Origin of the sequence: Ochrobactrum vermis (assembly GCF_002975205.1) — a bacterium.
In the GTDB taxonomy this organism is placed as follows: domain Bacteria; phylum Pseudomonadota; class Alphaproteobacteria; order Rhizobiales; family Rhizobiaceae; genus Brucella; species Brucella vermis.
Genome location: NZ_PCOC01000002.1, coordinates 1,878,722 through 1,903,044, shown reverse-complemented (window position 1 = coordinate 1,903,044; position 24,323 = coordinate 1,878,722). Strand labels below are relative to the sequence as shown.

The following is a 24,323-nucleotide window of genomic DNA, read 5'->3' as shown; positions in this document are numbered from 1 at the left end:
GTTTTAGCAGGCTGATGGGGCCAATACTGCTTTCGGACGGCGGGACAGTGTGAAAAACAGTCCGGCCGCCGCCAGAAGACCGCCCGCGACTGGAATGGCCGCATAGCCATAGCCCGCGCTGATGACGCCGCCGCCAAGGGCCGCTCCCACAGCATTGCCAAGGTTGAACGCGCCGATATTGATCGACGATGCAAGCCCCGGTGCTTCCGATGCAGCCTGCATCACGCGGGTCTGTACCGGCGGAACGACGGCGAATGCTGCAGCACCCCAGGCGACAAGGCCGATTGCTGCGCCGATATGGCTGCCCAGCAGGAACGGGAGTGCCAGGCTGATGATTGCAAGCGCTGCAAGAAATATCCGCGTTGCGCCATTGAGCGACCAGTCGGCCAGACGCCCGCCGAGCATATTGCCGATGGTGAAGCCCACGCCGATGAGAACAAGCGCCAGCGTTACGAACCCTTCCGAGGCGCTGGTAAGGTCGGCCAGCACGGGTGCCACATAGGTGTAGAGCGTGAACATGGCGCCTGCGCCCATGACGGTTGTCGCCAGAGACATCAGCACTGTCGGACGCATCAAAACGCTGAACTCCCGGCGGATGTCGGGCATCTTGCCGGCTTCGCCGCGCGGCAGCGAAAACCAGAGCGCACTGATGGCGAGAAGGCCCAGAACCGCAGTGCCGGCGAACGACATGCGCCAGCCGATCTGCTGGCCGATCCAGGTTGCAGCCGGAACACCGCCGATATTGGCAATCGTCAGGCCCATGAACATGGTGGCAACGGCGCTTGCCCGCTTTTCAGGGGGCACGACACTGGCTGCGACGACGGATCCGAGGCCGAAGAATGCACCATGATTGAGGCTCGTCACCAGACGGGCTGCGAGCAGCGTCCAGTAATCCGGCGCAAGGGCTGAAAGGATGTTGCCAAGCGTGAATATGCCCATCAGCAGCATCAGGGCAGTACGCTTGCCGAAGCGCCCGAAGGCGAGCGTCATGATCGGAGCGCCGATCGTCACGCCAATGGCATAGGCACTAACCAGAAGACCGGCGGTCGGGATAGATACATCGACACCATCGGCAATGACCGGCAGCAGGCCCATGGGTGCAAATTCGGTGGTGCCGATACCGAAGGCACCGATTGCGAGCGCCAGAAGCGGCCAGTTGAAACCGGCTGCCTTGGTAGCGCTGTCGTGAGACATCATAGTGCTCATCATAGTCTCCGTTATTTGTCCCAGACGGGAGCCAGACCTTCGGGGCTGACGATGCGTCCATCGGGCCGGGCGAGTTTAGAAATCGCCACCATGTCTTCGGCACTGAGTTCGAAGTCGAATATGTTGAAGTTTTCGGCAACGCGCTCCGGTTTGGCCGTCTTGGAAAGAGCGATGAAGCCGCGTTCGATAAGCCAGCGCAGGCCAACCTGGGCGGCAGTCTTGCCATATTTCGCGCCAATGGCCTGCAAGGCGGGATCGCGTGGCACCGCGCCATCAGCCATGCCGTAATAGGCGGTGATGGCAACACCTGCCGCTTTCGCAGCGTCGGCGACGGCATTCTGGTCGAGATAGGGATGTACCTCGATCTGGTTGGTGACGATGGGTGCCCTGCTGTGAAGGATGGCTTCCTTCATCTGCGCAATGTTCTGGTTGCTCACGCCGATGAAACGCGTCTTGCCCGCTGCCTGTACCGCGTTGAGCATGTCGATCTGATCGGCAATCGCCACCTTGTCGGCAGGCCAATGCAAAAGCAGAAGGTCGACCTGATCGACTTTCAGCTTGTCGAGACTTTCATCGACGGATGCACCGAATTTTTCAGGGCTGTAATTATCGACCCAGACTTTTGTGGTGAGAAACAGGTCTTCGCGCCGTGCACCTGCCTTTTCCAGAGCGCGGCCGAGGGCAGCTTCATTTTGATAGATCTGGGCCGTATCGAAATGGCGGAAGCCAGCTTCCAGCGCAGCCGGGATGACGCTTTCCACTTCCGAATCCGTCATGCGGAAAACACCGAAGCCGAGCGCAGGTATTGCCGCACCATGTGCGTTTACGATTTTCATAATATCTCCTGTCGATTGGCCCTCGGCGTCTTCGCGTCAGTTGCGCGAGCTTGGGAGGCTTATGCTTCGGGCCGTCAATTTGTGGACACTGATCCTGTTCCGGATAATCTTCGGTCAGGTTCGATCTCGTGGTGCAGAAATAGGATAGTCGCGCGGGCTTGAAAATCCGCTGGGAATCCACATTATCTGTGAAACGGTTTCACAGATGGAGCGGGTGATGGATAATCGCGCCGGCGAAATGCAGGTCTTTCTGCGGGTTGTGGAAGCGGGCAGCTTTTCTGAAGCGGCCCGGCTTCTGCGCATGAACCCTTCGACCATCAGCAAGCTCATATCCCGTATCGAAGCGAGGCTCGGCGTGCGGCTTCTGGAGCGCTCGTCGCGGCGCCTGTCGCTGACAACCGAGGGACAGATTTATTACGAGCGCAGTCAGGGACTGCTGCGCGATTTCGAGGAAGTCGAACGCGAGCTTTCCCAAGGTTCCGCAAGCACTGGTGGCACTGTGCGCGTCAACGCTTCCGTGGCGTTGGGCACGCTGGCGCTGGAGCCTTTACTGCCGGAATTCCTGTCAGCCTATCCGAATATCGTGATCGACCTGTCATTGTCGGATGAGCTGGTCGATCTTTATCTCGACCGCACCGATGTGGCCTTTCGTATCGGTACCTTGCCCAATTCAAGCATGATGGCACGCAAGCTTGGCACCGCCCGGCGCAAGATCATAGCGGCTCCCGCCTATCTTGAACGCCACGGCACGCCGCTGACGGTCGACGATCTTGCCGATCACAATTGCATCGGGTTCAATTTCCGCCGTGCGGCACCTGTCTGGCCGCTCAAGGAAAGCGGACGTATCGTGGATCGCGCCGTTTCCGGTTCGCTGCTGGCCAATAATGGCGAGACCGTCCGGCGCATGGCGGTCGCAGGGCTGGGGCTTGCGCGGATCGGCGATTATCACGCACGCAACGATCTTGCATCCGGCGCACTGGTGGAGGTTCTGGCCGAGGCGGTCGAGAACGATATAGAGGAGGTTCACGCCGTATTTCTTGGCGGTGCGCGACTGCCGCAACGGGTACGGGTTTTCCTCGATTATGTGGTGCCCCGGCTGCAGGCATATCTCTCGACCCAATAAAGGGGTACGGTCGAATCAACGGCAAAATCCCCCGCGAATACCGAATTTCCGGCGCGAAACGGGCGCTTCATCCAAAATAATTAGGTTTCCGATAGGCTAACGATTTCAGCTTGTTGCTGACGCGTGCCCGTTTGATCACGACTTGGTGCTCCGCTTTTGTGTTGACTATTAACACTCCGTTAACCACAGTTTGTTGCAATATGTTACAAAGCGTTATCATTTTGATGCCAGAACGAGGTGTGGATTGAGCAAAAACCGGCAGACCAGACAGCAATCCTTGCAGGCAAGGGGAAGGTCTGCCGTGTCTGACATGACGTCGTTCTGGGGGCTTATGCGAGCCTACTGGGTATCCGACCGCTGGAAAGAAGCCTGGGTTCTCACCATCGCGATCTTCCTGATGACGGCCTTCGTGAGCAAGACCACCGTATGGGTGGCCGAGGCCTCGGGCCTGCTCATGAATTCCATCGTCAACGTCAACACCGCGCCGGTTCAGCATCCTCTCATGACGATTGCCTCCAATGCGGGCATTCTTGTTCTGCTGATGCTGGCAAAGGACGTGATGCTGGTCGGTTCCCGTCATTTCCTGTCCACCACCCTGCATCGCAAATGGCGTAGATGGCTGAACGACCAGTTCTCCACCGCAATGCTGAATGGCAAGCACACGCATTTCCATCTGCAACAGGGCAGAGGCAAGGATCAGCCCGACAATATCGATCAACGTTTGCAGGAATCGATCAAGGGTATGACCGGCGGCGCTATCGGCCTCGTCATGGGCATTGTCGGTGTGTTCCTGTCTGCTTTCTTTATCGGCCAGAAGCTGATCGAAATGTCCACACATGTGGAGGGTCTGGATTTCCTCGGCAGCTATGGCAGCGCTGTTCTGGCCTTTGCGGCAATCGTTGTCTATGTCCCGCTCGGAACGCTGGTCGCGATCAAGATCGGCAAGCGTCTGGAGCGTCTCAATCTCGGCATCCAGAAGGCCGAAGGTTCCTATCGTGGTGAATGGACCACGCTTCTGCGCCGCAGTTTCCAGATTTCGGCATCCGGCGGCGAGGCCGTCCAGCGGTCGGTCAATGATCGACTGTATAAGGATGTCGACGGCACCTGGAACCAGCTCAATCGTTTCGATGCCGCCTATCTTGCCTTCTCGCAGGCCTATGGCTTTCTCTCGAACCGGATCGTTGCCTATATTCCGGGCCTTCTGCCTTATATGAGCGGTTCTGTCGGTTTCCGTAACTATGTGACAGGCGCGGAACTCGTCGCGGCGATGATCAACGATTGCTCGTGGTTCATTCAGGTCATGCCGGCGATTGCCAATCTGCGCGCCAATGCGGGCCGTGTGACCGGCCTTGCGCAGGCTATCGAGAATGTACAGGACCCCACCGAATTCTACAGCCGGTCGGGCATCAACCGCTTTGCTTTCGCCGAACAGCATCCGCGCTTCGGTCTGTCGGTGCGCAATCTCACCCTCATGCAGGGGCCGGACAGCGAAGCTCCGTTCCTGCGCTCGGGCGTGATCAATATTCGCTCCGGCGACTGGGTTTATATGCGCGGCGAATCCGGTTCGGGCAAAACTTCCTTCGTGAAGGCGTTGAACGGCCTGTGGCCTTACGGGACCGGCGATATCATCTATCCGCAAAATGCCACCTCGCTTTACGCGACCCAGGAGGCCAAGTTTCCTTCCGTTACGCTGAAGCAGCTCGTCAGCCTGCCTGCCGATGAAAACCTGTTCAGTGATCTCGCTGTTGCCGCCGTCCTGCACGAGGCGGGACTGGGTGAATTTATCGAGCGCATGAATGACGCCGATGCCGATGGCGCACCATGGGACATGGTTCTCTCGGGAGGGCAAAAGCAGAAGATCGTGCTGGCGCGCATTCTCCTGCACAAGCCGTCGATCATTTTCCTCGATGAGGCAACCGGTGCCCTCGATCCGGCCTCGAAGATGCGTTTCCACGAAGCGTTGAAGGCGCGTTGCCCGCAAGCCATCGTTATCAGCATCATGCATGAGGACAAGCTGCCGCTGCTTGAAAACGGCCACAACGTCTATTCGCATGTGCTGGATATCCGCAATGGTTATGTTTCACTGCGTCCGGTTCACTTCGACACAATGCCGGATGTGGCCGCCGAGGGGTCCCTCATCGCTGCCGAGTAAGGCGTATCCTGCCGGTCGAAACATCGTAGGGTTGCAAAAGTCCAAATTTGGACTATATTCTGATCTGGACGATCGGAGGCAACTATGGCCAGAAGCAATGCGGTGTTGAAGACAGTAGCAGGCAAGGGACCGGATATTCTCGATGCGGCCCGTTTTTCTCCTCATTCGCGCAAGCGGTTGAGCGGACCGGGCCTGCGCACCTTTCTGACCATCGCCGATCTGTGGGGGCTGGACGAACAGCAGCGTCTCATGGTGCTGGGGCTGCCATCAAGATCAACCTATTACAATTGGGTGAAGGCGGTGCGCGAACGCCGCGATATCACGCTGGATGTGGACGTGCTGATGCGCTTATCCGCCGTTCTTGGCATTCATCAGGCGCTGGGTGTGCTTTACCCTGATGAGAGGGCTGGTATCCGCTGGCTGCACACGCCCAATCAGGCCGGGGTCTTCGGTGACCACCCACCATTGAGGCTGGTGACAAGCGGTCTGCAGGACGGATTACTGACCGTCCGCCGGTTTCTGGATGCGGCGCGCGGCGGTCTCTATATGGAGCCGAACGAACTGGATCGCGAGTTCCGGCCTTATCGCGATGAGGACGTGGTGTTTTCGTGAAGCGCAATCCCGCTCCACAGCCAAGCTATCGCCTGATCCCGTCGCGCTTTCCGCCGATCGGTCTTTTTGACACGGTTGCCAAGGCTGCCGATCTGGAAGCTGTGATGGAACTGGCAGGCTGGACGAATGATCGTCTTCTGACAGAGCGATTGCAGCGTCTTCCGCATGAGGAATGGGTGTTTGGCAGGCCCAATTCCAGTATCGTCATGGCGACTTTTCTTCATGTGGCGCCGGGCGGCATGCGCTTCAACGGGCCGGAGCTGGGCGCATGGTATGCAGCAGCGAGGTTGACCACATCCGTTATCGAGGTTGCCCATCACATGCGTCGCGAAACCGTCGCGACGCAGCGGGACGGTCTGGCCCGCACCTTTCGGGTCTATACGGCGAAACTGGAAGAGGATTTGGTCGACATATGCGGGGAACAGGCAACGTTGCCTGCCGTGTACGATCCGACAGATTACGCCGCTTCACAGAAGTTTGGCGAGGAGATGCGCGAGAGCGGCGAGTTCGGAATTCTGTTCGACAGCCTGCGTCACGAAGGCGGCATCAATGCTGTTGCTTTTCGCCCGAGCCGCATAGTCGAGGTGACGCAGAGCGATCATTACGAGATCACGGTCGAAAGAGCATCTTCGCGCATTCAGGCAAAAAAGCTCAACACCTGAAGAGGCAGGCGTTGCCGCCTGCCTCGTTTCGTCCGATCATGACCAGCCATATTCCTCATCGAGATCCTGAAACTTCTTCAGGTCAACGATGTCGCAATATTGCTGATAGGTGATCATATCGCTGGCACGGGCCTTCGGCGTGCCGTCACGCTTGAGAACTGACAGCGTGTCGCTCATGGCTTTCACCGCCGAGAACAGCGTTGAAAGGGCATAGAACACGACATTGAAGCCCATCTGTTCGAGGTCTGTGGCCGTCAGAGCTACAGTTTCATTGCCATCGACGATGCTGACGACCTTCGGTCCCTCGACCTGCCGCGCCACCGCTTCGACCTCAGCGATAGTCTTGATGCCATCGACAAACACAAGGTCGACACCCGTGTCCTGATACATTTTCGCGCGGCGGATGGCTTCGTCAGCCCCGGCTGCTGGCATGGCGTCGGTACGGGCGATGATGAGAAGCTCATTGTCGCTACGCGCCGCAAGCGCGCATTTGAGACGACGCACATTTTCTTCCGCCGGGATCAGCCGGATACCGGCAAGCTGGCCGCAACGTTTCGGTGCCATCTGGTCTTCGAGATGAATCGCAGCGACGCCGGATTGAATGTATTCCTCTACCGTGCGCACGATATTGGCCGGGCCGCCATAACCTGTATCCGCATCGGCAATGATCGGAATATCGACCACGCGGGTCATGTCCCGCGCATGGGTCGTCATTTCGGTCTGGGTGAGAAGACCGAGATCGGGCGTGCCGAGACGGCTTGCAGTGGCCCCGAACCCGGTCATGTAGATGGCCGGAAATCCCGCCTGTTGTACGAGGCGGGCGGTCAGCGGATCGGGTGCGCCCGGTGCCTGAATGATGCGGCCGCTTTCGATGAGGCCTTTCAGGGCCTTTGCCTGCGTCATCATCTTCTCCTTATCGCCCGCCTGAAACGTCAAGCACCACACCGGTAATATAGGCGGCTCCCGGCGACAGCAGCCAGATTGCTGCGTCAGCGACCTCATCGGCAGTTCCCAACCGCTTCAGCGGAATGAGATCGGCCATTTTCGCGATATTGGCAGGATCGGCAAAAACGGCCTTCTGGATTTCCGTGTCGATCACGCCAGGAGCCAGTGCATTGACGCGAATTTCCGGCGCAAGTTCCTTGGCAAGTGCATAGGTATAGGACGCGATTGCTCCCTTGGTCGTCGCATAGGCAATATTGCCGACCATACCGCCAGTACGACCGGCGATGGAGGACAGGCCGATGACAGATTTGTCGGACTTCGCCCCCAGATTGTTCAGATAGGCGCTGGAAACGTAGAACACGCTTTTCAGATTGACCGCCAGAACCCGGTCCAGTTCTTCGGCATCGAATTCCTTCACAGTCATGCGCTGGCCGATGATGCCCGCATTGTTGACGAGATGGTCGATGCCACCCCATTTCTCGGCAATATCGTGCGCTGCGCGATCAACTGCGGCCTTGTCTGAAACATCCACAATGGCTGTCAGAACCCGGTCACCATGCTTGTCCGCCATTTCCTGCAGACGTGCGCCATTCACATCCCAAAGCACCACCTTGGCCTGGAGCGCGATCAGTTTCTCGGCAACGGCCTTGCCGATGCCCGATGCGCCGCCGGTGACGAGCACGACCCGGTCTGCAAAAAAATCGGTTGGGAACGCTGTTGGAGCATTGTTTGTCGTCATGAAAATAGTCCTCCTCGAAAATGAGCGCTGCTGCGCGCCCAAGGGCCGCCGAAGAGAATCCGCAGACTCAACCATCCGGCGACAGTGGCTTTAAAAGCCATGTGCGAGCACATCTGTCAATCTAGGGTACAAGATTTTGTATGCTACTTGTAAAGTTGTTGTTTGCACGCTAATCATTGCAATGGGAGAGAGACGATAACGGCCGGATCTGTGCTTGATGGCCTGTCCGTGATCGGGATTGCCTATCTGTTGGAAACATGCCGGAACGGTCCCGGTACGATTTTCGCAGATAAAGCTCTGAACGGAAGAGCATGCATCATCGTGTGAAGCTTCCGCTAAGATTATTGCATGCCGCTCATAATGGAATGTGAGCGGAGACCTGGGAGGACATCGTGGTCAATTCCACTCTGAGTGCGGTCGGCGCAACGCCGGACCTGCGCGACAGTACCATACGCAAACTCAATCTGCGGATCGTTCTGTTCTGCTTCATCTGCTTCATCGTAAACTATCTTGACCGTGTGAATATCGGCTATGCCGCGCTTCACATGAACAATGATATCGGCTTGACGCCCTATATGTTCGGCATCGGTGCGGGCATCTTCTTCATCGGTTACATGCTGTTCGAAGTACCGAGCAACATGATGCTGCACAAGCTGGGCTCGCGCGTCTGGATTGCGCGCATCATGGTCACGTGGGGGCTCGTATCCTGCGCCATGGCTTTCGTGCAGGGTCCGGTTTCATTCTACGTTCTGCGCTTCCTGCTGGGTGTTGCGGAAGCCGGTTTTGCGCCGGGCGTTCTGCTTTATCTCACCTATTGGTTCCCGGCCAAGGAGCGCGGTCGTGCAACGGCCCTCTTCATGACGGCAACCGTGCTATCCATCGTCGTGGGCGCACCGTTCTCCGGCTGGCTGATGGATGCGGGCGAGGGGCTTTTTGGTCTGCATGGCTGGCAGGCGATGTTCATCATCGAGGGGCTTCCTGCCGTCGTCCTCGGTATTGTGACCTTCTTTTATCTGGTTGATCGCCCGGAGAAGGACAAGCACTGGCTGACGCCGGATGAACGCGCATGGCTGATGGCCGAACTTGCCAAGGAAAACGAAGGCAAGCAATCCGATACCCGTCACTCGTTGAAAGAAGTCTTCAGCGATTACCGTGTCTGGCTTCTGACGCTGGTCTATATGTTCAACGGGATCGCTGTTTACGGCGTCATCATGTGGCTGCCGCAAATCGTCAAGAGCCTCGGCGACTATACTGCCGCTCAGACCGGACTCATTTCGGCTATTCCGTTTGTGTTTGCTGCAATCGGCCTTGTTGTGATTTCACGCAGTTCGGATCGTACCGGCGAGCGTAAGGTTCACACGGCGATTGCCGGCCTGTTCGGCGGTATCTTCCTTGCCGCCAGTGCACTGTCTCCGTGGCCGATCCTGAGTCTTGTGCTCCTGTCGGTCTGTGCGTTCTTCCTGTGGTCCTATCTCGGCGTCTTCTGGACGCTGCCGACGCAGTTCCTGTCCGGCGCAGCCGCGGCCGGCGGACTGGCTGCCATCAACGGTTTTGCGCAGTTGGGCGGTTTCACCGGACCTTATCTCGTCGGCTGGGTCAAATCCACGACAGACAGTTTCTCGCTGTCGTTGCTGGCCTTGTCCGTGTTTCCGATCCTTGGCTTTTTCCTCTGCATGAGTCTGAAAGCCAAACGGGACTGATCAAAATGACGGGCCCGGACTTCATCCGGGTCCGTCACCATTCACCGGTGCAATTTGAATGCGGTTTCAACCGCTCTATACGTCGCAGTGAGGCGTCTGTAAGATTCGGTCATGAGAGAGATTCGAGGCAAGAGCAAGAAGTCGCTGGCAAGCAGCATCGCCGAACGTATTCGCGGTGCGATTGTCGATGCAGAGTTTCAATTCGGGGAGAATCTCTCTGAAGACATGCTCGCTGCGGCTTTTGATGTCAGTCGCACACCGGTGCGCGAGGCGCTCAACATTCTCCAGATGCAGGAACTGGTTCACATCGTTCCGAAGTCCGGCACTTATGTTTTCACGCCGACGCAGGAAGACATCGCAGAGCTTTGCGATTTTCGGATCGGTCTGGAAGATCAGGCCATGCGGCTTGCGCTTGGCAACAATCGCAAGAAACTCGTCTCGCAATTGAAAAAGCAGTTCGACCTCATGCGTGCGACAATAGACGAAGACGATCTGCGCGCATATGGGCGTTGCGACACCGAGTTTCACCTGGCCTTCTTCCGTGTCTGCGGCAATCGTTATCTCGCACGCGCTTACGATAGTATTCTGGGGCGCGTTGCAGCCCTGCGAACACATCTTGCGATTGGCGCGGAGGGAGAGCCTGCCCGATCCTTTGCCGACCATGCCGCCATTATCGAACTTGCGGATGCCGACAAGCCAGATGAACTGCGGGATATTCTGGAGGCGCATATCATGCGCACCAAGACAAATTATCTGAATGCCTTCAACCGGTTGCCCCGCCAACCGGGCGACAGTCGCACGATACGGCTGCGCCGACAGTTGTCGCTGACGAGTGAGTAAGGTTCTGGGCTAGAGCTGTTCCGGTTAAAACAGAGCCGTTGGACTCGCTCGATCTGTTTGTTTTTACGCATGTCTTTATCCCGAAACCGGTTCCCACTTTCGGGAGCCATGCGCTAGACAGCCCACTCCACATCTGTAGTGAAGGCGATGGTCAGCCAGCGGTCCGGTCCTTCACCGCCGAGTGCATCGCCAACCTCGTCGCGCAACGCATCCCATTCTTCAAGCTTGCGTGGCGGAAGGTCATGCGGAACGATGAAATAAAGCTCGATCTGCTTGCCGCGCCCGACTTTGGCGACGTAAGCGCGGTATGACAGAAAGCCATTGCGCTTGACAAACTCTTCGGCGACGGCATCGACATGCTGCTTGAGGTCGGCTGGCGTGACAAGGAATATATCGGCCAGTGCCTGCTTGATCGTGCCAATCGGCATGGGAATGATGACAAGGCAGACGACCGCCAGAACCGCAGGATCAATATAGGGCGCCAGCCAGCCGAGCTCTGTTCCTTCAATGGCATAGCCGACGGAAAAGGCGATCAAGAGGGCGGCAGTGATGCCGCCGGACATGATCCAGGCTTTGGCATCGAGTGCGACGAAGTCTGATTTCAATGTCCGGTTTGCGCGCATTTCCAACAGTGCCATGCCGAGGCAGGCGATCAGGGCGACGACGGCATAAAAAATCGCATAGCTGAATTCGAGATCGCGTCCGCCAACCATCAGACTGCCGATTGCATTGATGAGCGCGTAGATCGCAACGCCGGTGAGCATCATGCCGTTGAGGCCCAGCACCATCGGTTCCAGATGCCAGAAACCCATGGTGAAGCGCTCGCGCAGTTTTCCGCGTGGCTGTTCTGGCAAGGCTGAGAGTGCGATGAGGCGTGAAACGAGGAGGGCAAGCCCGCTCATGGCGGCGTCAGCGAGCATGTAAACGCCATCGAATACAATAGAAAATGAGCCGGATAAGAGGCCAAAAACGACGCCGAATCCAGCAACAAGAATAGTAACCGCTATTGAAATTTGAAGAATAGATTGTTCACTATGCAATTTTTACTCCGACATAAACCACAGGCAACGCGGTTTGGTTTCGGATACGCTTCTTCAAGCGTCGAACCAATTCCGCGTTGCACGTCAAATCTACACCACTGGTGTGAATCTGACAAATCGGATCAATTTTTTAGTATGCTCAGGCCCATTCGGGTACGCGAGTTGCGGATTCCCGCAGGATCAGTTCCACGGGCCAGAGTTCGTGAATGTCGGTCGCAGCGCGCCCGTCGAGTATATCCATTAAAAGATCGGCACATCGTTGACCTGCGGCACGCATCGAAGAGCGGGTGGCGGTCAGCGATGGAACCATATTATCGGCGCTGAGGAACGAGATGACGTCGTCATGGGCGATGACGGAAATATCCTTGCCGATCGTCAGCCCGACTGAACGTGCGGCCCGGTAGATGCCAAGCGCTGTCATCATTGAGCCGGCGACAAATGCCGTCGGGCGCGGGTCGCGCTCCAAAAGCTTGCGCGCGAGGCGATAGCCGATCTCGTCGGTGAAATCGCCGTGTTCGACAAGATCCGGATCGAAAGCGATGCCTCTGCTTTCGAGCGCTTTCCGGTAGCCCTCGTCGCGGTGAAGCGAGAAGGTGAAACCGTATCGCCCGTTGATCATCGCGATGCGACGATGGCCTAGGTCGAGCAGATGAGCAGTCGAGCGGCAAACCGCTCCCTCATTATCGATATCGAGCCATGCATGCGGAATGTCGGTTTCAGACCGCCCGTGCACGAGAAACGGCATCCCCAATTCGTGCAGCATGCGAATGCGCTCGTCATTTGGTTTTGGAGATGTCACGATGATCGCGTCGACGCGGTGACTGGTGGCAAGACGACGACAAAGCTGCACTTCGTCATCCGTGCCATTGTTGGCAATCGGACTGACGAGAATATCGACTTCGTCCTGGCTGAGCCGTTCAGCCATGCCGCGCATGAATTCGGCGAAATGAAATTCGCTGTTGCGACCCATCACCACGCCGATGGCACCAGCGCGCCCGGTAACCAGCCTGACCGCATTGACGTTGGGTCGGTACCCGAGGCGCACAGCCTCATCCATGACGCGTTTGCGCGTGCTTTCCGCCACTTCGGGATAGCCGCTCAACGCCCGGCTGACGGTCGTGGCAGAGAGGCCGAGATGTTTGGCGAATTCACGGAGTTTCATTTGGCTTTCGAATTGTACAGGCAGGCAAGGTGGCGGATTATAGCTGCTTCCTTGCGGTTAACAATTGGTTGGTTGCGTTCTTTGACTTGCTGCAACACATAGTGTGCAACACTTCCAAACCGTTTTCAAGTTTGTTTGAATTTTCGTGCTGGCACGATTGAAGGTATATGCCTCTGCAATGCTAATCAACAATTGCCTCAAACTCCAAGTCATTGAATTATCACTGTATGAGGCAGCGCTTGAGGGAAATGAAGCAAGTCGCCAAATCTGCAGCTTGACAGGAATGCGGTCCTCTGCAACCTTTTTGTCATCCAAACCGTTTTCGATTTTAAGAAACCGCATACAGAATGGATGGGAGGAGGGAACTATGAAGGCTTTTCAGGGTGTGCTTGCGGCTTGCGTGGCACTTGGCATGGCGACGGTAAGTGCGCATGCGGTGGAGATTTCCATCGCGGCCAATTCGACAGGCAATAACATCAAGTTTCTGCAGGGGCAGATCGTCAAGTTCGAGAAAGATACGGGCAACAAGGTCAATATCGTGTCCATGCCGTCGTCTTCGAGCGAGCAGTTCAGCCAGTATCGTTTGTGGCTCGCAGCCGGTAACGCCGATATCGACGTCTACCAGACGGACGTGGTCTGGGCGCCGCAGCTGTCCGATCAGTTTGTCGATCTGACAGAAGCGACCAAGGATGTCACGGGTGCCCATTTCCCATCCATTATCGCGTCGCAGACCGTGAACGGAAAGCTGGTTGCGCTACCATTCTACACCGACGCCCCCGCTCTTTTCTACCGCAAGGATCTTCTGGAAAAATACAACAAGCAGGTTCCAAAAACCTGGGATGAGATGGCGGCAACCGCCAAGGAAATCATGGACAAGGAGCGGGCTGACGGTAAGTCCGATCTCTGGGGCTTTGTCTTTCAGGGCAACGCCTATGAAGGCCTGACCTGCAACGCACTTGAATGGGTCAAGTCGTCGGGTGGTGGCCAGATCGTCGAGGCGGACGGCACGATCTCGATCAATAATGAGAAGGCCGCAGCTGCCATCGACCGTGCCAAGGGCTGGATCGGCTCGATTTCGCCACAGGGCGTGCTTGCCTATCAGGAAGAGGAATCGCGCGGTGTGTGGCAGACCGGCAATGCCGTCTTCATGCGCAACTGGCCCTATGCCTATGCGCTGGGCAACAGCGCCGATAGCGGCGTGAAGGGCAAGTTCGACGTGGCGCCTTTGCCTGCCGGTGCCGAGGGCGACGCGCCATCCTCGACGCTGGGCGGTTGGAACCTGGCCGTGTCCAAATATTCGACCAAGCAGGATGCGGCCATCGCGCTGGTGAAATATCTGGCTTCGCCGGAAGTGCAGAAGGTGCAGGCGGTCGAGATTTCGCGCCTGCCAACCATTGAAGCGCTCTATGATGACAAGGATATCATTGCCGCGCAGCCTTTCATGGCCAACTGGAAGCCGATCTTCCAGAATGCAGTCCCCCGTCCATCGGCGGCGACGAAGGTGAAATACAACGAAGTGTCGTCAAAATTCTGGACGGCCGTTCACAAGACACTCTCGGGCAATGGAACTGCTGCGGAGAATCTCGAAATGCTTGAGGTCGAGCTGACTGAGCTGGAAGGCTCTGGCTGGTAAGAACCGATCAAGCCGCGTTCGGGTTGTCCTCCCAAGCCCCCCTATCGGGCAATCCGAACGCTCAAATCCCTCTGAGCAGGACCAAGAGTGGGATCATGACGGAGACTTCTCTCGACATTTCGGGGAGTTCGGCCGGCAAACGCCGGGTTCAATCCGATCTGCGCGCGCAGCGAATGCGGTCGGCATGGATATTTCTCGCACCGACACTGATCGTGCTGGCGCTGGTGGCTGGCTGGCCACTGCTTCGGACCATCTATTTCAGCTTCACCAATGCGTCCCTGACGAGCCTTGGTGCTGCGGAATTCGTCGGTTTCAACAATTATCTGTCGTGGGTGACGCTCAAGAGCGGACGCACCGTCTATCGTGGTCTTCTGGTTGATCCGGCCTGGTGGGGCGCAGTCTGGAACACGATCAGGTTCACTGTTCTCTCGGTCAGTCTGGAAACCATCTTCGGATTGATCGTCGCTCTGGTGCTGAACGCGAATTTTCGGGGGCGCGGGCTTGTGCGCGCGGCGATCCTGATCCCGTGGGCGATCCCGACGATTGTTTCGGCCAAGATGTGGGGCTGGATGCTTAACGACCAGTTCGGCATCCTCAACCATATCCTGCTTAATCTGGGTCTTATCAGCCAGAAAATCGCGTGGACGGCTAATCCCGACACTGCGATGGTTGCGATCCTGATTGTCGATGTCTGGAAGACCACGCCGTTCATGGCGCTGCTCATTCTGGCAGGCCTGCAAATGGTGCCGTCCGACATTTACGAAGCGGCCAAGATCGACGGCGTGCATCCGGTCAAAGTGTTCTGGCGGGTGACGCTGCCGTTGATCCGCCCGGCGCTGATGGTGGCAATCATTTTCCGTATGCTTGATGCATTGCGCATTTTCGATCTGATCTATGTGCTGACGCCCAACAACGCGCAGACCAAGACAATGTCGGTTTTCGCCCGTGAAAATCTCTTTGATTTCGACAAGTTTGCCTATGGTGCAGCGGCATCGACGATGCTGTTTCTCATCATTGCGGCCATCACCGTGCTCTACATGTTCTTCGGGCGCGTCAATGTCGGCAGCAGGGGGGAATAGCATGATGTATTATGTGAAAACCCTCTGCTTCTATCTGTTGGTGGCACTGATCATTCTGATTGCAGTGTTCCCGTTCTATTATGCGATCATCACCAGCCTCAAATCCGGGACGGCGCTGTTTCAGGTCGACTACTGGCCAAGCAGCTTCTCGCTTGAAAACTATACCGGTGTTCTCACACAGGGCAGCTTCCTGCGCAGTCTCGGCAATTCGCTGCTGGTGGCGACCGTGGTGGTGGCGATTTCGCTTCTGCTGGCGGTAACGGCGGCCTATGCGCTGGCGCGGGTGAATTTTCGCGGGCGGGGACTGCTTCTTCTCACCATTCTCTCAGTATCCATGTTTCCGCAGATTGCCGTTCTGGCGGGTCTGTTCGAGTTGATCCGCTTCCTCGGCATTTTCAATACGCCGCTGGCGCTGATCTTCTCCTATATGATCTTCACGCTGCCGTTCACGGTGTGGGTGCTCACCACCTTCATGCGTGACCTGCCGGTCGAAATCGAAGAAGCAGCAATCGTGGATGGTGCGTCGCCGTGGGTCATCATCACGCGGGTCTTTATGCCGCTGATGTGGCCGGCTTTGGTGACGACAGGTCTGCTTGCCTTCATCTCGGCATGGAACGAGTTCCTGTTCGCGCTAACCTTCACCTCGTCCGGCACCCAGCGCACTGTGCCGGTGGCTATCGCGCTTTTGTCCGGCAGCAGCCAGTTCGAAATCCCCTGGGGCAACATCATGGCGGCTTCCGTCGTCGTAACGGTTCCCCTCGTCATCCTCGTGCTCATCTTCCAGCGGCGGATCGTGTCCGGTCTGACGGCGGGTGGCGTAAAGGGCTAGGAGTCTTACACATGGCAGAACTTCAATTGCGCGATGTGCGCAAGTCTTTCGGCAATTTCGAGGTCATCAAGGGCGTGGATATGGATATCCGCCCCGGCGAGTTCATGGTCTTTGTCGGCCCGTCGGGCTGTGGCAAGTCCACGCTGCTGCGCCTGATAGCGGGGCTTGAGGAGATTTCATCGGGGAGCCTCGCCATCGATGGAACCGTCGTCAACAGTTTCGCGCCGTCGAAGCGCGGCATCGCCATGGTGTTTCAGTCCTATGCGCTTTATCCGCATATGACTGTCTATGAAAACATGGCGTTCGGAATGCAGCTTGCGGGCAAGAGCAAGGATGAATGCAAGAGCCGCATTCACAAGGCTGCGGAGATGCTGCAACTGGCGCCCTATCTGGAACGGCTGCCGCGTCAGCTCTCCGGTGGCCAGCGCCAGCGTGTAGCCATCGGGCGCGCCATCGTGCGCGATCCCAAGGTTTTCCTGTTCGACGAACCCTTGTCCAACCTCGATGCGGCACTACGTGTGGCCACAAGGCTTGAGATCGCCAGGCTCCACCAGAGCATGGAAGACACCACCATGATCTACGTGACGCACGATCAGGTGGAGGCGATGACACTGGCCGACCGCATCTGTGTGCTGCGCGATGGACGTGTGGAGCAGATCGGGACGCCGCTTGAGCTTTACGAAAAGCCGAATTCGCTTTTCGTCGCCGGGTTCATCGGGTCGCCGAAGATGAATTTCCTGACCGGCACATATGCCGACCAATACGGTGCTCATACAGTAGGCCTGCGTCCTGAACATCTCGCTATCGTTCCCGAAGGAGGCCACTGGACCGGTCAGGTGATCCACACCGAAATTCTCGGTTCCGACACCTATGTCTATATCGATCTCGGCTTGGAGGAACCGCTGGTGGTCCGCGAAAGCGGCGTCGCGGTGCGCAAATCAGGCGAGACGCTCTCGGTTTCCCCGGCAGGGGACAATGTTCATCGCTTCGATGAAAAGGGCCGTGCCGTTTGACGCCGACCTCCCAAGCTCAATGACATGAAACAACCGGGCCGTGATGCCCGCAGCAAGGAGAATATCCGTGCCTATTCGCACAATCGTCTGGGGTGAAAACATCCACGAGCAGATCAACGAAACGGTGCGTTCGGTCTATCCGAACGGCATGCACAACACGATTGCCGATGCGCTGAATACCGACGGCACCATTCAGGCAACCACCGCCACCTTGCAGGAACCGGAACATGGCTTGACGGAAGCGCGCCTTGCCGAGACGGATGTGCTGGTCTGGTGGGGCCACAAGGATCATGGCGGCGTCAGCGACGAGGTGGTGGAGCGCGTGGCCAAGCGCGTGTTCGAAGGCATGGGGCTGATCGTGCTCCATTCCGGCCATTTCTCCAAAATCTTCAAGCGGGTCATGGGCACGCCCTGCGCGCTCAAATGGCGTGAGGCGGGAGAGCGCGAGCGCGTCTGGGTCGTCAATCGCGGGCACCCGATTGCCCAGGGGCTGGACGAGAATTTCGTGCTCGAAAACGAAGAAATGTATGGCGAACAGTTCTCCGTGCCGGAGCCGCTGGAAACGGTTTTCATTTCGTGGTTCGCGGGGGGCGAAGTGTTCCGTTCCGGCATGACCTGGCGGCGCGGTGCGGGCAATGTGTTCTATTTCCGTCCCGGCCATGAAACCTATCCGACCTATCACGATGCCAATGTGCAGACCGTTCTGCGCAATTCGGTCAAATGGGCGTACAATCCGCAACCGGCATGGACAGGCATCCATACCGCGCCGAATGTTCCGGTCGAAAAGGCGCTGGAGCCGATTGTCGAGCGCGGACCCAAGCTGCACAAGGCCGGTGAAGCCGGCTATCGTTGAGGTGCACTATGCGTCTTCTTATTCTGGGTACTGGCGGCATGGCGAAAAACCATGCCGCAGCCTTCAGGGCGATCAATGGCGTTGAGGTCGTTGCGGCCTGTGATGTTTCAGCGGAACGCGTCGATGCGTTTTCGGAAAACCACGACATTCATAACCGCTTCACGCGGCTTGAAGATGCGCTGGAATGGGGCCGCTTCGATGCGGTTGCCAATGTGACGCCCGACGCCATTCATCACCCGACCACGCTGGCGCTGGTCGGGGCGGGCAAGCATGTTTTCTGCGAAAAGCCGCTCGCTGAAAGCTATGAAAAAGCCGCCGAAATGGCGGATGCTGCCGAACAGGCCAATGTCATAAACATGGTCAACCTGACCTATCGCAATGTCGCTCCCCTACAGAAGGCGCGCGAGATCGTGATGGCAGGCGAGATCGGTCAGGTGCGCCACTTCGAGGCATCCTATCTGCAAAGCTGGTTGGTGTCGAAGACATGGGGTGACTGGAAGACCGAGAGCAAATGGCTCTGGCGTCTTTCAACCCGCCACGGGTCGAACGGTGTTCTGGGCGATGTCGGCATTCATATTCTCGATTTCGCCAGCTATGCCATCGGCAGCGATGTGGAGCGGGCGTCTGCGCGCCTGAAAACCTTCGAGAAGGCAGACAATGACCATATCGGTGAGTATGTGCTCGATGCGAATGACAGCTTCGTCATGATGGCGGAGTATGCCAATGGTGCGTTGGGTGTCATTCATGCGAGCCGGTGGGCGACGGGCCACCTGAACGAGTTACGCCTGCGCATCCATGGCGACAAGGGCGCACTGGAAATCCTTCATACGCCTACCGGTTCAAGCCTGCGCGGCTCTATCGGCGAGGATATCGAAACGCCGGTCTGGCGCGATATCGATGCCGGTACGGTGGAGACGAACTACCAGCGTTTTGCACGCGCTGTCGCCGATGGTGCGGAGCTGGAGCCGAGTTTCCGCCATGCCGCCAATCTGCAACGCGTTCTGGATCATGCGATGATCGTAGATCGGCCGTTGCCCGAAGTCGTGAGCGGATAAAAATGTTGGAAGCCCTCCCGGTCCAGCCGGGAGGGCTATCGATCAGCTGTCCTTGGTAAAGGTGTTGTCTACTTCGCCACGGAAGAAATCACGGCCATATATCAGGAAGCACAGGACGACTCCGGTAGCAAAAGCCCACGCGGCTCCACGTGTTGCAAGAACTGCCCCAACCACTCCGGCGATGCCGAGATCTCGCTGGGAGCGTGCCTCAAGAATACCGACGCGAACCGAAACATATCCCTGAATGAGCAAGGTAAGTGCGAGTGCGACGCCAAGGATCGGCTGCACGAGCGTTACGATCGGCATCAGGAACAAGCCGGTATTGGTTCCCCACCGGAAAGAACCCGCGCCGCCGAAAAGCGAGTGCATGGCCTTCTTGCCCTGCGAGAAGCGCTCGGTGATGACCACATGCATGGCCGACCAGAGCGGGCCGCACATGCAGACGTCCGGTCCGAGCACGCTCATTGCAGCGTTGCGTCCACCGAAGATGAGATGAGCGCGGTCCGGGCTATAGTCGATCTTTTCGTCGGGGCGGGCTTCGTCGGCTTCCTTCAGGATTGCGCGGCTTTGCAGAACGTCGCCGAAAAGAACGATATAGGCAGCGAACATGGTCGGCATGGCGGTAATGAACATCGACAGCGGCGGCAGGCCGAGACCGAACACGGTATATTCACGCCAAAGCGTCGAGAAGTCGGGACTGGTCAGTGACCATTCAAGCTTTGGCCAGGGGGCTTCGCCGAAGAGCGGGGCTATGATGACTGCGAGCAGGATAATCGGGAAAACACCCAGCTTTCCAATGAGGGCCAGTACCGGATTGCTGTTTTTAATGCGTGCGAACTGGCGCGAGAAGATCACATAGAAACCAAGGCCAACGGCAATGGTGATTGTGAACGGGAACGTATCGAAACGACCGCCAATCTGAAATACCGAAATGACGGCGGCAAAGCCCGCACCAGCAATGATGCCAGCCTTGATCGCCGATGGAATCAATTGCACGACGCGATGCGCCATCCCCGTTGCACCGATGAAGATCGAGAATATGCCGAGCATCATCTGGAAGGCGACAAGTGCATGAACCCGCTCTGGTCCTTCCGGGAAAGTGGCGCAATAGGCCATCAGAAGCGGAATGGCAGGCGTGATCCAGCCCGGAACGACGGGATCGCCAAGCAAATGGTGCGTCAGATAGAACAATCCGTTCAGGACGACCACGGCAAGGGCCACTTCGAAAGGCATGCCAAGGAGTTCAGTCATGAGAGGGATGGCGGACAGGTCCACTGCACACATCAACAGGCCTTGAAAATAATCGGGCCATTCGAATTTGTAGTGAACAAAGGGCAGGCGGATTTTAAACGGTCCGGCAGGCCAATATGGCTGCTCCTGACCGTCGATACGTTCAGTGCTCAATTTATTCTCCGCAGACATAGAGCCAAGCCGCGGAGAAGTGGCTGTCAGCTCACTTCCCCGGCGCCCGGTCCGTCAGTTTGTTATTTGATCAGAAAGCTTCGCGATAAAGCGCCAGTGCGTCCGCCTCGGTCACATCGACCGGGTTGTTGCCCAGAAGCCGCGTTTGCAGCATCGCGTCGCGTGCCAGCATTTCAAGGCTGTCTTCCGTCACGCCGACATCACGCAGGCGGCGCGGTGCGCCGGACTCGTTCATCAACGCTTCCATATAGGTGACGAAGGCTGCCGAGCGTTCTTCCGTTGTGCCTTCGGATTTCTCCAGCAGCAGATCGGCAAGCTCTGCATAAAGCTTGGCCGCGCCCGCCATGTTGTAACGCAGCACAGGTCCCAGCATCAGCGCATTGGAAAGGCCGTGCGGTACATGGTAGTGACCGCCAAGCGGATAAGCCAGCGCGTGAACAGCACCGACAGGCGAGTTGGAAAAAGCCTGACCGGCATAGTTGGCGCCGAGCAGCATGGCCTCGCGGGCATGACGGTCATTGCCGTTTTCGCAGGCCGCAATCAGATTGGCGGAAAGAAGTTTCAGGGCCTCGCGGGCAAACGCGTCGGACAGCGGGTTCTTCTTGATCCGGCTCGTATAGGCCTCAATCGCATGGACCATGGCGTCGATACCGGTCGCGGCCGTATGAAGTGCAGGCAGGCCGCAGGTCAGTTCCGCATCGAGGATAACGAAATCGGCGTAGAGCTGACGGGCAACGACACCCATCTTCGTGGTCTCACCGGTGGTCAGAATGGTGATGTTGGTGACTTCCGACCCGGTTCCAGCCGTAGTCGGGATCTGGATCAGCGGCAGGCGGCTACCCTGTACTTTGCCGATACCGTAAAGTTCCGAGAGTTCCTGTTCGGAGACAAGCAGTACGGCTGCAAGCTTGGCGATATCCATGGAGGAGCCGCCGCCCAGACCGAGCACGATATCGCAACCGGCGGCCTTTGCCTGTTCGACGCAGGAAAACAGCACGGATTCCGGTGGGTCGGCCACCACATCATCGAAAACGCTGATGCCGAAGCCTGCTTTTTCCAGCGAGGCCAGTGCATGGTCGAGGACACCGGCCTTGTGCAGCCCCTTGTCCGTCACAATCAGAATCTTGCGTTCGGAAAACCGTTCGCCGAGGATTTCGCCGAGGCGCTTTGCAGCGCTCCATTCGACGAGCATCGAGCCGACGGTATCGAACGAAAATGGCTTGATCTCTGTTGTCATCATTCCACCCTTATCACTTTTACCAGCGCCGAGGTGTCTGAATTCCTCACCGGCACACAACGCTGGGGCTTATTCCGGAAACGCTTCTGTCTTGGGAAGGAAACGTGTCCGTAATTTTCCGATGCAGCCGATGCATCGGCAGTTCCGAATGGAAAGCCTTGGGAGAAGCTTTCATTTGTTCAATATACTGAACAATGTTCAAAACTGAACGATCGATACAGGATAAGGCGCTGAACTGTCAATTTCTCCCTTCGGCTAAGATGCTGAATTCAACCCTTGAAAGCCGACTGGCGAGGTGCGCCAGAACATAAGTGGTTGAAAATGTTTACCAGTTATTGGGCGGGCGCCACACGACTTTGTGAATAGTTCATTCAAAATAACTTGCCGCGTCGCGTCTGATGGCAGTGCCTCATGGGGGAGGCGCGTCCCTCGCACCAGCAATAACACGTATCGCGGATCGACGGTCTGGGCATCGCCACCATTCTATCGCGCAGATTTTAAACTGCTGGACGCGCGGATTGTCCCGCCTGTACCCTGCTTGCCTTATCGATAGGCAGGGAGGGCCTGGCATGGACGTGACGATCATAACAGGAGCATCGGACGGTATAGGTGCTGAAGCCGCACGGCAAATCGCCCGGCGCGACCGTGCCAACGCTGCTCTTGTGCTCGCGGCACGCAATGTCGAAAAGCTGGAAAATCTGGCCACAGAGTTACGGCAGTTGGGCAGTTCAGTTCTTGTGGTGCCGACCGATGTGAAAGATCGTTCCGCCTGCATCGGTCTAATCGAGAACGCGGCTTCCGCTTTCGGTCGCATCGATACGCTGATCGTGAATGCGGGTATGTCGGCACATGCTAATTTCGCCGAGATCAAACCGGATGATCTCAACTGGATGCATGAGCTGATGGAGTTAAACTATTGGGGCAGCATCTGGCCCATTCATGCAGCACTTCCCCATCTTGCCGCAAGCAAGGGGCGGATCGTGGCGGTGTCATCCGTCGCTGGCCTGATCGGCGTTCCGGGGCGTACCGCCTATAGCGGAACGAAGTTCGCTCTATCCGGCTTCTGTGAAGCACTTCGCTCCGAACTGGAACCGAGCGGCATATCCGTCACAATCGTCTATCCAGGTGTCGTCAAGACCGATATTCGCAAGGTGGGCTACAGTGCGAGCGGCGGCGCGCTGGGAACAAGCGGCGTACGCGAAGATGGCATGATGCCAGTCGACGAAGCGGTGCGGCTGATGCTGGAAGGTGCCCACGCGCGCAAGCGTGAAGTGCTGATGACCCGCCAGATGCGATTCGGACGCTGGCTTAAACTCATCGCTCCTGCGATGGTCGACCGCATGGCCCTGAAGGCCATCAAGCCGGAATTCAGGCCGAAGCCAATCAGACCTGCAAATTAAGGCTGCGATAGTCCCAGCTATGATGTTGCACGTTGATTCAATCTACCTGTTGACGAGTTTTTAACTTCGACTACTATATATAGTGTTCTAGGTTCTTTCGATTCGTTGAGTCGAAAGCTAAGACGGGAATCCGGTGCGTTTCATCCATGACGGATGCGGCAATGCCGGAGCTGCCCCCGCAACTGTAAGCGGAGAGTTCTGTTCATCATGTCACTGGCTTCGGCTGGGAAGGCGGACAGAAACGTTGATCCGTGAGCCAGGAGACCTGCCTTGAACGAGTACGTCCACGGGCGGGGTGTCCGGTTGGCGCGCAATCTTGTGTGGCAAGCTATTGCCTTGCCGATTGCTGCCCCGAACTTCCCGCTCATAGCTTCGGGGTGAAGTCCATGTCCAGTCTATTCAGTTCCGGTTCCGGTCCTCCCTACGAGGCATAGTTTGTTGCGGTCAGGCTACCCATCTTGGCGGCTGACCGATTTCCTATCTTGTGCTTTTTGACGCGCATCCTGCGATGCGCGAACGGATCTTTGCGTCTCCCAACCAGTGAGGAAGAAATGAACGTCACCGTTTACAGCAAGCCTGCCTGTGTCCAGTGCACCGCGACCACGCGTGCCCTCGATCGCCAGGGTATCGAGTATGAAGTTATCGATATCTCCGCCAATGCCGGCGCTTTCGATCTCGTTCAAGGGATGGGCTATCGTCAGGTGCCGGTGGTTGTCGCCGGGGAATCCCATTGGGCGGGGTTCCGACCCGATATGATCAGCGCTCTCGCCTGAAGGCAGCGGCGT

General features: G+C 57.3%; 22 protein-coding genes and 1 riboswitch. Of the genes, 14 read left to right on the top strand and 8 right to left on the bottom strand.

The window, feature by feature from the left end; genetic code table 11:
• Nucleotides 1–3: 3 nt before the first annotated feature.
• The gene (locus tag CQZ93_RS23100; RefSeq protein ID WP_105544856.1) at nt 4–1,206 is read right to left on the bottom strand and encodes an MFS transporter; all 1,203 of its coding nucleotides are present in this window, start codon (nt 1,204–1,206) and stop codon (nt 4–6) included.
• Between the two features lie 11 nt (nt 1,207–1,217).
• Nucleotides 1,218–2,042 (bottom strand): aldo/keto reductase, encoded by an 825-nt coding sequence (locus tag CQZ93_RS23095; protein WP_105544855.1) that lies wholly within the window; start codon nt 2,040–2,042, stop codon nt 1,218–1,220.
• A gap of 217 nt (nt 2,043–2,259) precedes the next feature.
• Here CQZ93_RS23095 and CQZ93_RS23090 point away from each other — a divergent pair, with 217 nt between their 5' ends.
• The 4 genes from CQZ93_RS23090 to CQZ93_RS23075 all read left to right on the top strand — a co-directional run bounded on the left by CQZ93_RS23090 (nt 2,260) and on the right by CQZ93_RS23075 (nt 6,591).
• Nucleotides 2,260–3,165 carry a LysR family transcriptional regulator gene (locus tag CQZ93_RS23090; RefSeq protein ID WP_105544854.1) on the top strand — a complete coding sequence of 302 codons (906 nt, stop codon included), beginning with the start codon at nt 2,260–2,262 and terminating at the stop codon, nt 3,163–3,165.
• A gap of 301 nt (nt 3,166–3,466) precedes the next feature.
• Nucleotides 3,467–5,317 (top strand): ABC transporter ATP-binding protein/permease, encoded by a 1,851-nt coding sequence (locus tag CQZ93_RS23085; protein ID WP_181153456.1) that lies wholly within the window; start codon nt 3,467–3,469, stop codon nt 5,315–5,317.
• Nucleotides 5,318–5,401: 84 nt separating this feature from the next.
• Nucleotides 5,402–5,929, top strand: coding sequence for an MbcA/ParS/Xre antitoxin family protein (locus CQZ93_RS23080; protein ID WP_105544852.1), 528 nt, complete (start codon nt 5,402–5,404; stop codon nt 5,927–5,929).
• On the top strand, nt 5,926–6,591 hold the full coding sequence (locus CQZ93_RS23075; RefSeq protein WP_105544851.1) for an RES family NAD+ phosphorylase: 666 nt from the start codon (nt 5,926–5,928) through the stop codon (nt 6,589–6,591). Before CQZ93_RS23080 ends, CQZ93_RS23075 begins: the two co-directional genes overlap by 4 nt.
• Nucleotides 6,592–6,627: 36 nt before the next feature.
• On the opposite strand, the gene CQZ93_RS23070 is transcribed toward CQZ93_RS23075, so the two are convergent.
• Together CQZ93_RS23070 and CQZ93_RS23065 are read right to left on the bottom strand one after the other, a co-directional pair.
• Nucleotides 6,628–7,494 (bottom strand): isocitrate lyase/PEP mutase family protein, encoded by an 867-nt coding sequence (locus CQZ93_RS23070; protein WP_105544850.1) that lies wholly within the window; start codon nt 7,492–7,494, stop codon nt 6,628–6,630.
• A 10-nt stretch (nt 7,495–7,504) separates the two neighbouring features.
• Nucleotides 7,505–8,275 carry an SDR family NAD(P)-dependent oxidoreductase gene (locus CQZ93_RS23065; protein WP_105544849.1) on the bottom strand — a complete coding sequence of 257 codons (771 nt, stop codon included), beginning with the start codon at nt 8,273–8,275 and terminating at the stop codon, nt 7,505–7,507.
• 392 nt (nt 8,276–8,667) lie between these two features.
• Between CQZ93_RS23065 and CQZ93_RS23060 the strand changes: the two genes are divergently transcribed.
• On the top strand, nt 8,668–9,975 hold the full coding sequence (locus CQZ93_RS23060; protein ID WP_105544848.1) for an MFS transporter: 1,308 nt from the start codon (nt 8,668–8,670) through the stop codon (nt 9,973–9,975).
• A gap of 111 nt (nt 9,976–10,086) precedes the next feature.
• Nucleotides 10,087–10,815 (top strand): GntR family transcriptional regulator, encoded by a 729-nt coding sequence (locus tag CQZ93_RS23055; RefSeq protein WP_105544847.1) that lies wholly within the window; start codon nt 10,087–10,089, stop codon nt 10,813–10,815.
• A 113-nt stretch (nt 10,816–10,928) separates the two neighbouring features.
• On the opposite strand, the gene CQZ93_RS23050 is transcribed toward CQZ93_RS23055, so the two are convergent.
• Both CQZ93_RS23050 and CQZ93_RS23045 read right to left on the bottom strand, forming a co-directional pair.
• Nucleotides 10,929–11,855 (bottom strand): cation diffusion facilitator family transporter, encoded by a 927-nt coding sequence (locus tag CQZ93_RS23050; RefSeq protein ID WP_105544846.1) that lies wholly within the window; start codon nt 11,853–11,855, stop codon nt 10,929–10,931.
• 139 nt (nt 11,856–11,994) lie between these two features.
• Nucleotides 11,995–13,017, bottom strand: a complete 1,023-nt coding sequence (locus CQZ93_RS23045) for a substrate-binding domain-containing protein (RefSeq protein WP_105544845.1) — start codon at nt 13,015–13,017, stop codon at nt 11,995–11,997.
• 367 nt (nt 13,018–13,384) lie between these two features.
• Between CQZ93_RS23045 and CQZ93_RS23040 the strand changes: the two genes are divergently transcribed.
• The 6 genes from CQZ93_RS23040 (at nt 13,385) to CQZ93_RS23015 (ending at nt 19,479) form a co-directional block, all read left to right on the top strand.
• Nucleotides 13,385–14,650 carry an ABC transporter substrate-binding protein gene (locus CQZ93_RS23040; RefSeq protein ID WP_105544844.1) on the top strand — a complete coding sequence of 422 codons (1,266 nt, stop codon included), beginning with the start codon at nt 13,385–13,387 and terminating at the stop codon, nt 14,648–14,650.
• A gap of 95 nt (nt 14,651–14,745) precedes the next feature.
• Nucleotides 14,746–15,729, top strand: a complete 984-nt coding sequence (locus CQZ93_RS23035) for a carbohydrate ABC transporter permease (protein WP_105544843.1) — start codon at nt 14,746–14,748, stop codon at nt 15,727–15,729.
• A gap of 1 nt (nt 15,730) precedes the next feature.
• Nucleotides 15,731–16,558: a carbohydrate ABC transporter permease gene (locus tag CQZ93_RS23030; RefSeq protein WP_105544842.1), complete on the top strand. Its 828-nt coding sequence runs from the start codon at nt 15,731–15,733 to the stop codon at nt 16,556–16,558.
• 11 nt (nt 16,559–16,569) lie between these two features.
• Nucleotides 16,570–17,571, top strand: coding sequence for an ABC transporter ATP-binding protein (locus CQZ93_RS23025; protein ID WP_105544841.1), 1,002 nt, complete (start codon nt 16,570–16,572; stop codon nt 17,569–17,571).
• A gap of 67 nt (nt 17,572–17,638) precedes the next feature.
• Nucleotides 17,639–18,424 carry a ThuA domain-containing protein gene (locus tag CQZ93_RS23020; protein WP_105544840.1) on the top strand — a complete coding sequence of 262 codons (786 nt, stop codon included), beginning with the start codon at nt 17,639–17,641 and terminating at the stop codon, nt 18,422–18,424.
• An 8-nt stretch (nt 18,425–18,432) separates the two neighbouring features.
• Nucleotides 18,433–19,479, top strand: coding sequence for a Gfo/Idh/MocA family protein (locus tag CQZ93_RS23015; RefSeq protein ID WP_105544839.1), 1,047 nt, complete (start codon nt 18,433–18,435; stop codon nt 19,477–19,479).
• Nucleotides 19,480–19,521: 42 nt separating this feature from the next.
• Here the strand turns inward: CQZ93_RS23015 and CQZ93_RS23010 are convergent, their stop codons facing one another.
• Together CQZ93_RS23010 and CQZ93_RS23005 are read right to left on the bottom strand one after the other, a co-directional pair.
• Nucleotides 19,522–20,883, bottom strand: coding sequence for a hypothetical protein (locus tag CQZ93_RS23010; RefSeq protein WP_210201113.1), 1,362 nt, complete (start codon nt 20,881–20,883; stop codon nt 19,522–19,524).
• Between the two features lie 88 nt (nt 20,884–20,971).
• Entirely contained in the window at nt 20,972–22,141 is a 1,170-nt protein-coding gene (locus CQZ93_RS23005; RefSeq protein WP_105544837.1) for an iron-containing alcohol dehydrogenase, read from the bottom strand.
• A gap of 566 nt (nt 22,142–22,707) precedes the next feature.
• Here CQZ93_RS23005 and CQZ93_RS23000 point away from each other — a divergent pair.
• Entirely contained in the window at nt 22,708–23,538 is an 831-nt protein-coding gene (locus CQZ93_RS23000) for an SDR family oxidoreductase (protein WP_105544836.1), read from the top strand.
• A gap of 72 nt (nt 23,539–23,610) precedes the next feature.
• A riboswitch (cobalamin riboswitch) is annotated at nt 23,611–23,825 on the top strand.
• Nucleotides 23,826–24,089: 264 nt separating this feature from the next.
• Nucleotides 24,090–24,311, top strand: coding sequence for a glutaredoxin-like protein NrdH (gene nrdH, locus CQZ93_RS22995; protein ID WP_105544835.1), 222 nt, complete (start codon nt 24,090–24,092; stop codon nt 24,309–24,311).
• Nucleotides 24,312–24,323 lie beyond the last annotated feature (12 nt).

Coding starts and splice junctions, on each gene's coding strand:
- CQZ93_RS23100 (WP_105544856.1), bottom strand. CDS start 1,206: ATGAGCACTATGATGTCTCACGACAGCGCTACCAAGGCAGCCGGTTTC.
- CQZ93_RS23095 (WP_105544855.1), bottom strand. CDS start 2,042: ATGAAAATCGTAAACGCACATGGTGCGGCAATACCTGCGCTCGGCTTC.
- CQZ93_RS23090 (WP_105544854.1), top strand. CDS start 2,260: ATGGATAATCGCGCCGGCGAAATGCAGGTCTTTCTGCGGGTTGTGGAA.
- CQZ93_RS23080 (WP_105544852.1), top strand. CDS start 5,402: ATGGCCAGAAGCAATGCGGTGTTGAAGACAGTAGCAGGCAAGGGACCG.
- CQZ93_RS23070 (WP_105544850.1), bottom strand. CDS start 7,494: ATGACGCAGGCAAAGGCCCTGAAAGGCCTCATCGAAAGCGGCCGCATC.
- CQZ93_RS23065 (WP_105544849.1), bottom strand. CDS start 8,275: ATGACGACAAACAATGCTCCAACAGCGTTCCCAACCGATTTTTTTGCA.
- CQZ93_RS23055 (WP_105544847.1), top strand. CDS start 10,087: ATGAGAGAGATTCGAGGCAAGAGCAAGAAGTCGCTGGCAAGCAGCATC.
- CQZ93_RS23045 (WP_105544845.1), bottom strand. CDS start 13,017: ATGAAACTCCGTGAATTCGCCAAACATCTCGGCCTCTCTGCCACGACC.
- CQZ93_RS23040 (WP_105544844.1), top strand. CDS start 13,385: ATGAAGGCTTTTCAGGGTGTGCTTGCGGCTTGCGTGGCACTTGGCATG.
- CQZ93_RS23035 (WP_105544843.1), top strand. CDS start 14,746: ATGACGGAGACTTCTCTCGACATTTCGGGGAGTTCGGCCGGCAAACGC.
- CQZ93_RS23030 (WP_105544842.1), top strand. CDS start 15,731: ATGATGTATTATGTGAAAACCCTCTGCTTCTATCTGTTGGTGGCACTG.
- CQZ93_RS23025 (WP_105544841.1), top strand. CDS start 16,570: ATGGCAGAACTTCAATTGCGCGATGTGCGCAAGTCTTTCGGCAATTTC.
- CQZ93_RS23015 (WP_105544839.1), top strand. CDS start 18,433: ATGCGTCTTCTTATTCTGGGTACTGGCGGCATGGCGAAAAACCATGCC.
- CQZ93_RS23005 (WP_105544837.1), bottom strand. CDS start 22,141: ATGATGACAACAGAGATCAAGCCATTTTCGTTCGATACCGTCGGCTCG.
- CQZ93_RS23000 (WP_105544836.1), top strand. CDS start 22,708: ATGGACGTGACGATCATAACAGGAGCATCGGACGGTATAGGTGCTGAA.
- nrdH (WP_105544835.1), top strand. CDS start 24,090: ATGAACGTCACCGTTTACAGCAAGCCTGCCTGTGTCCAGTGCACCGCG.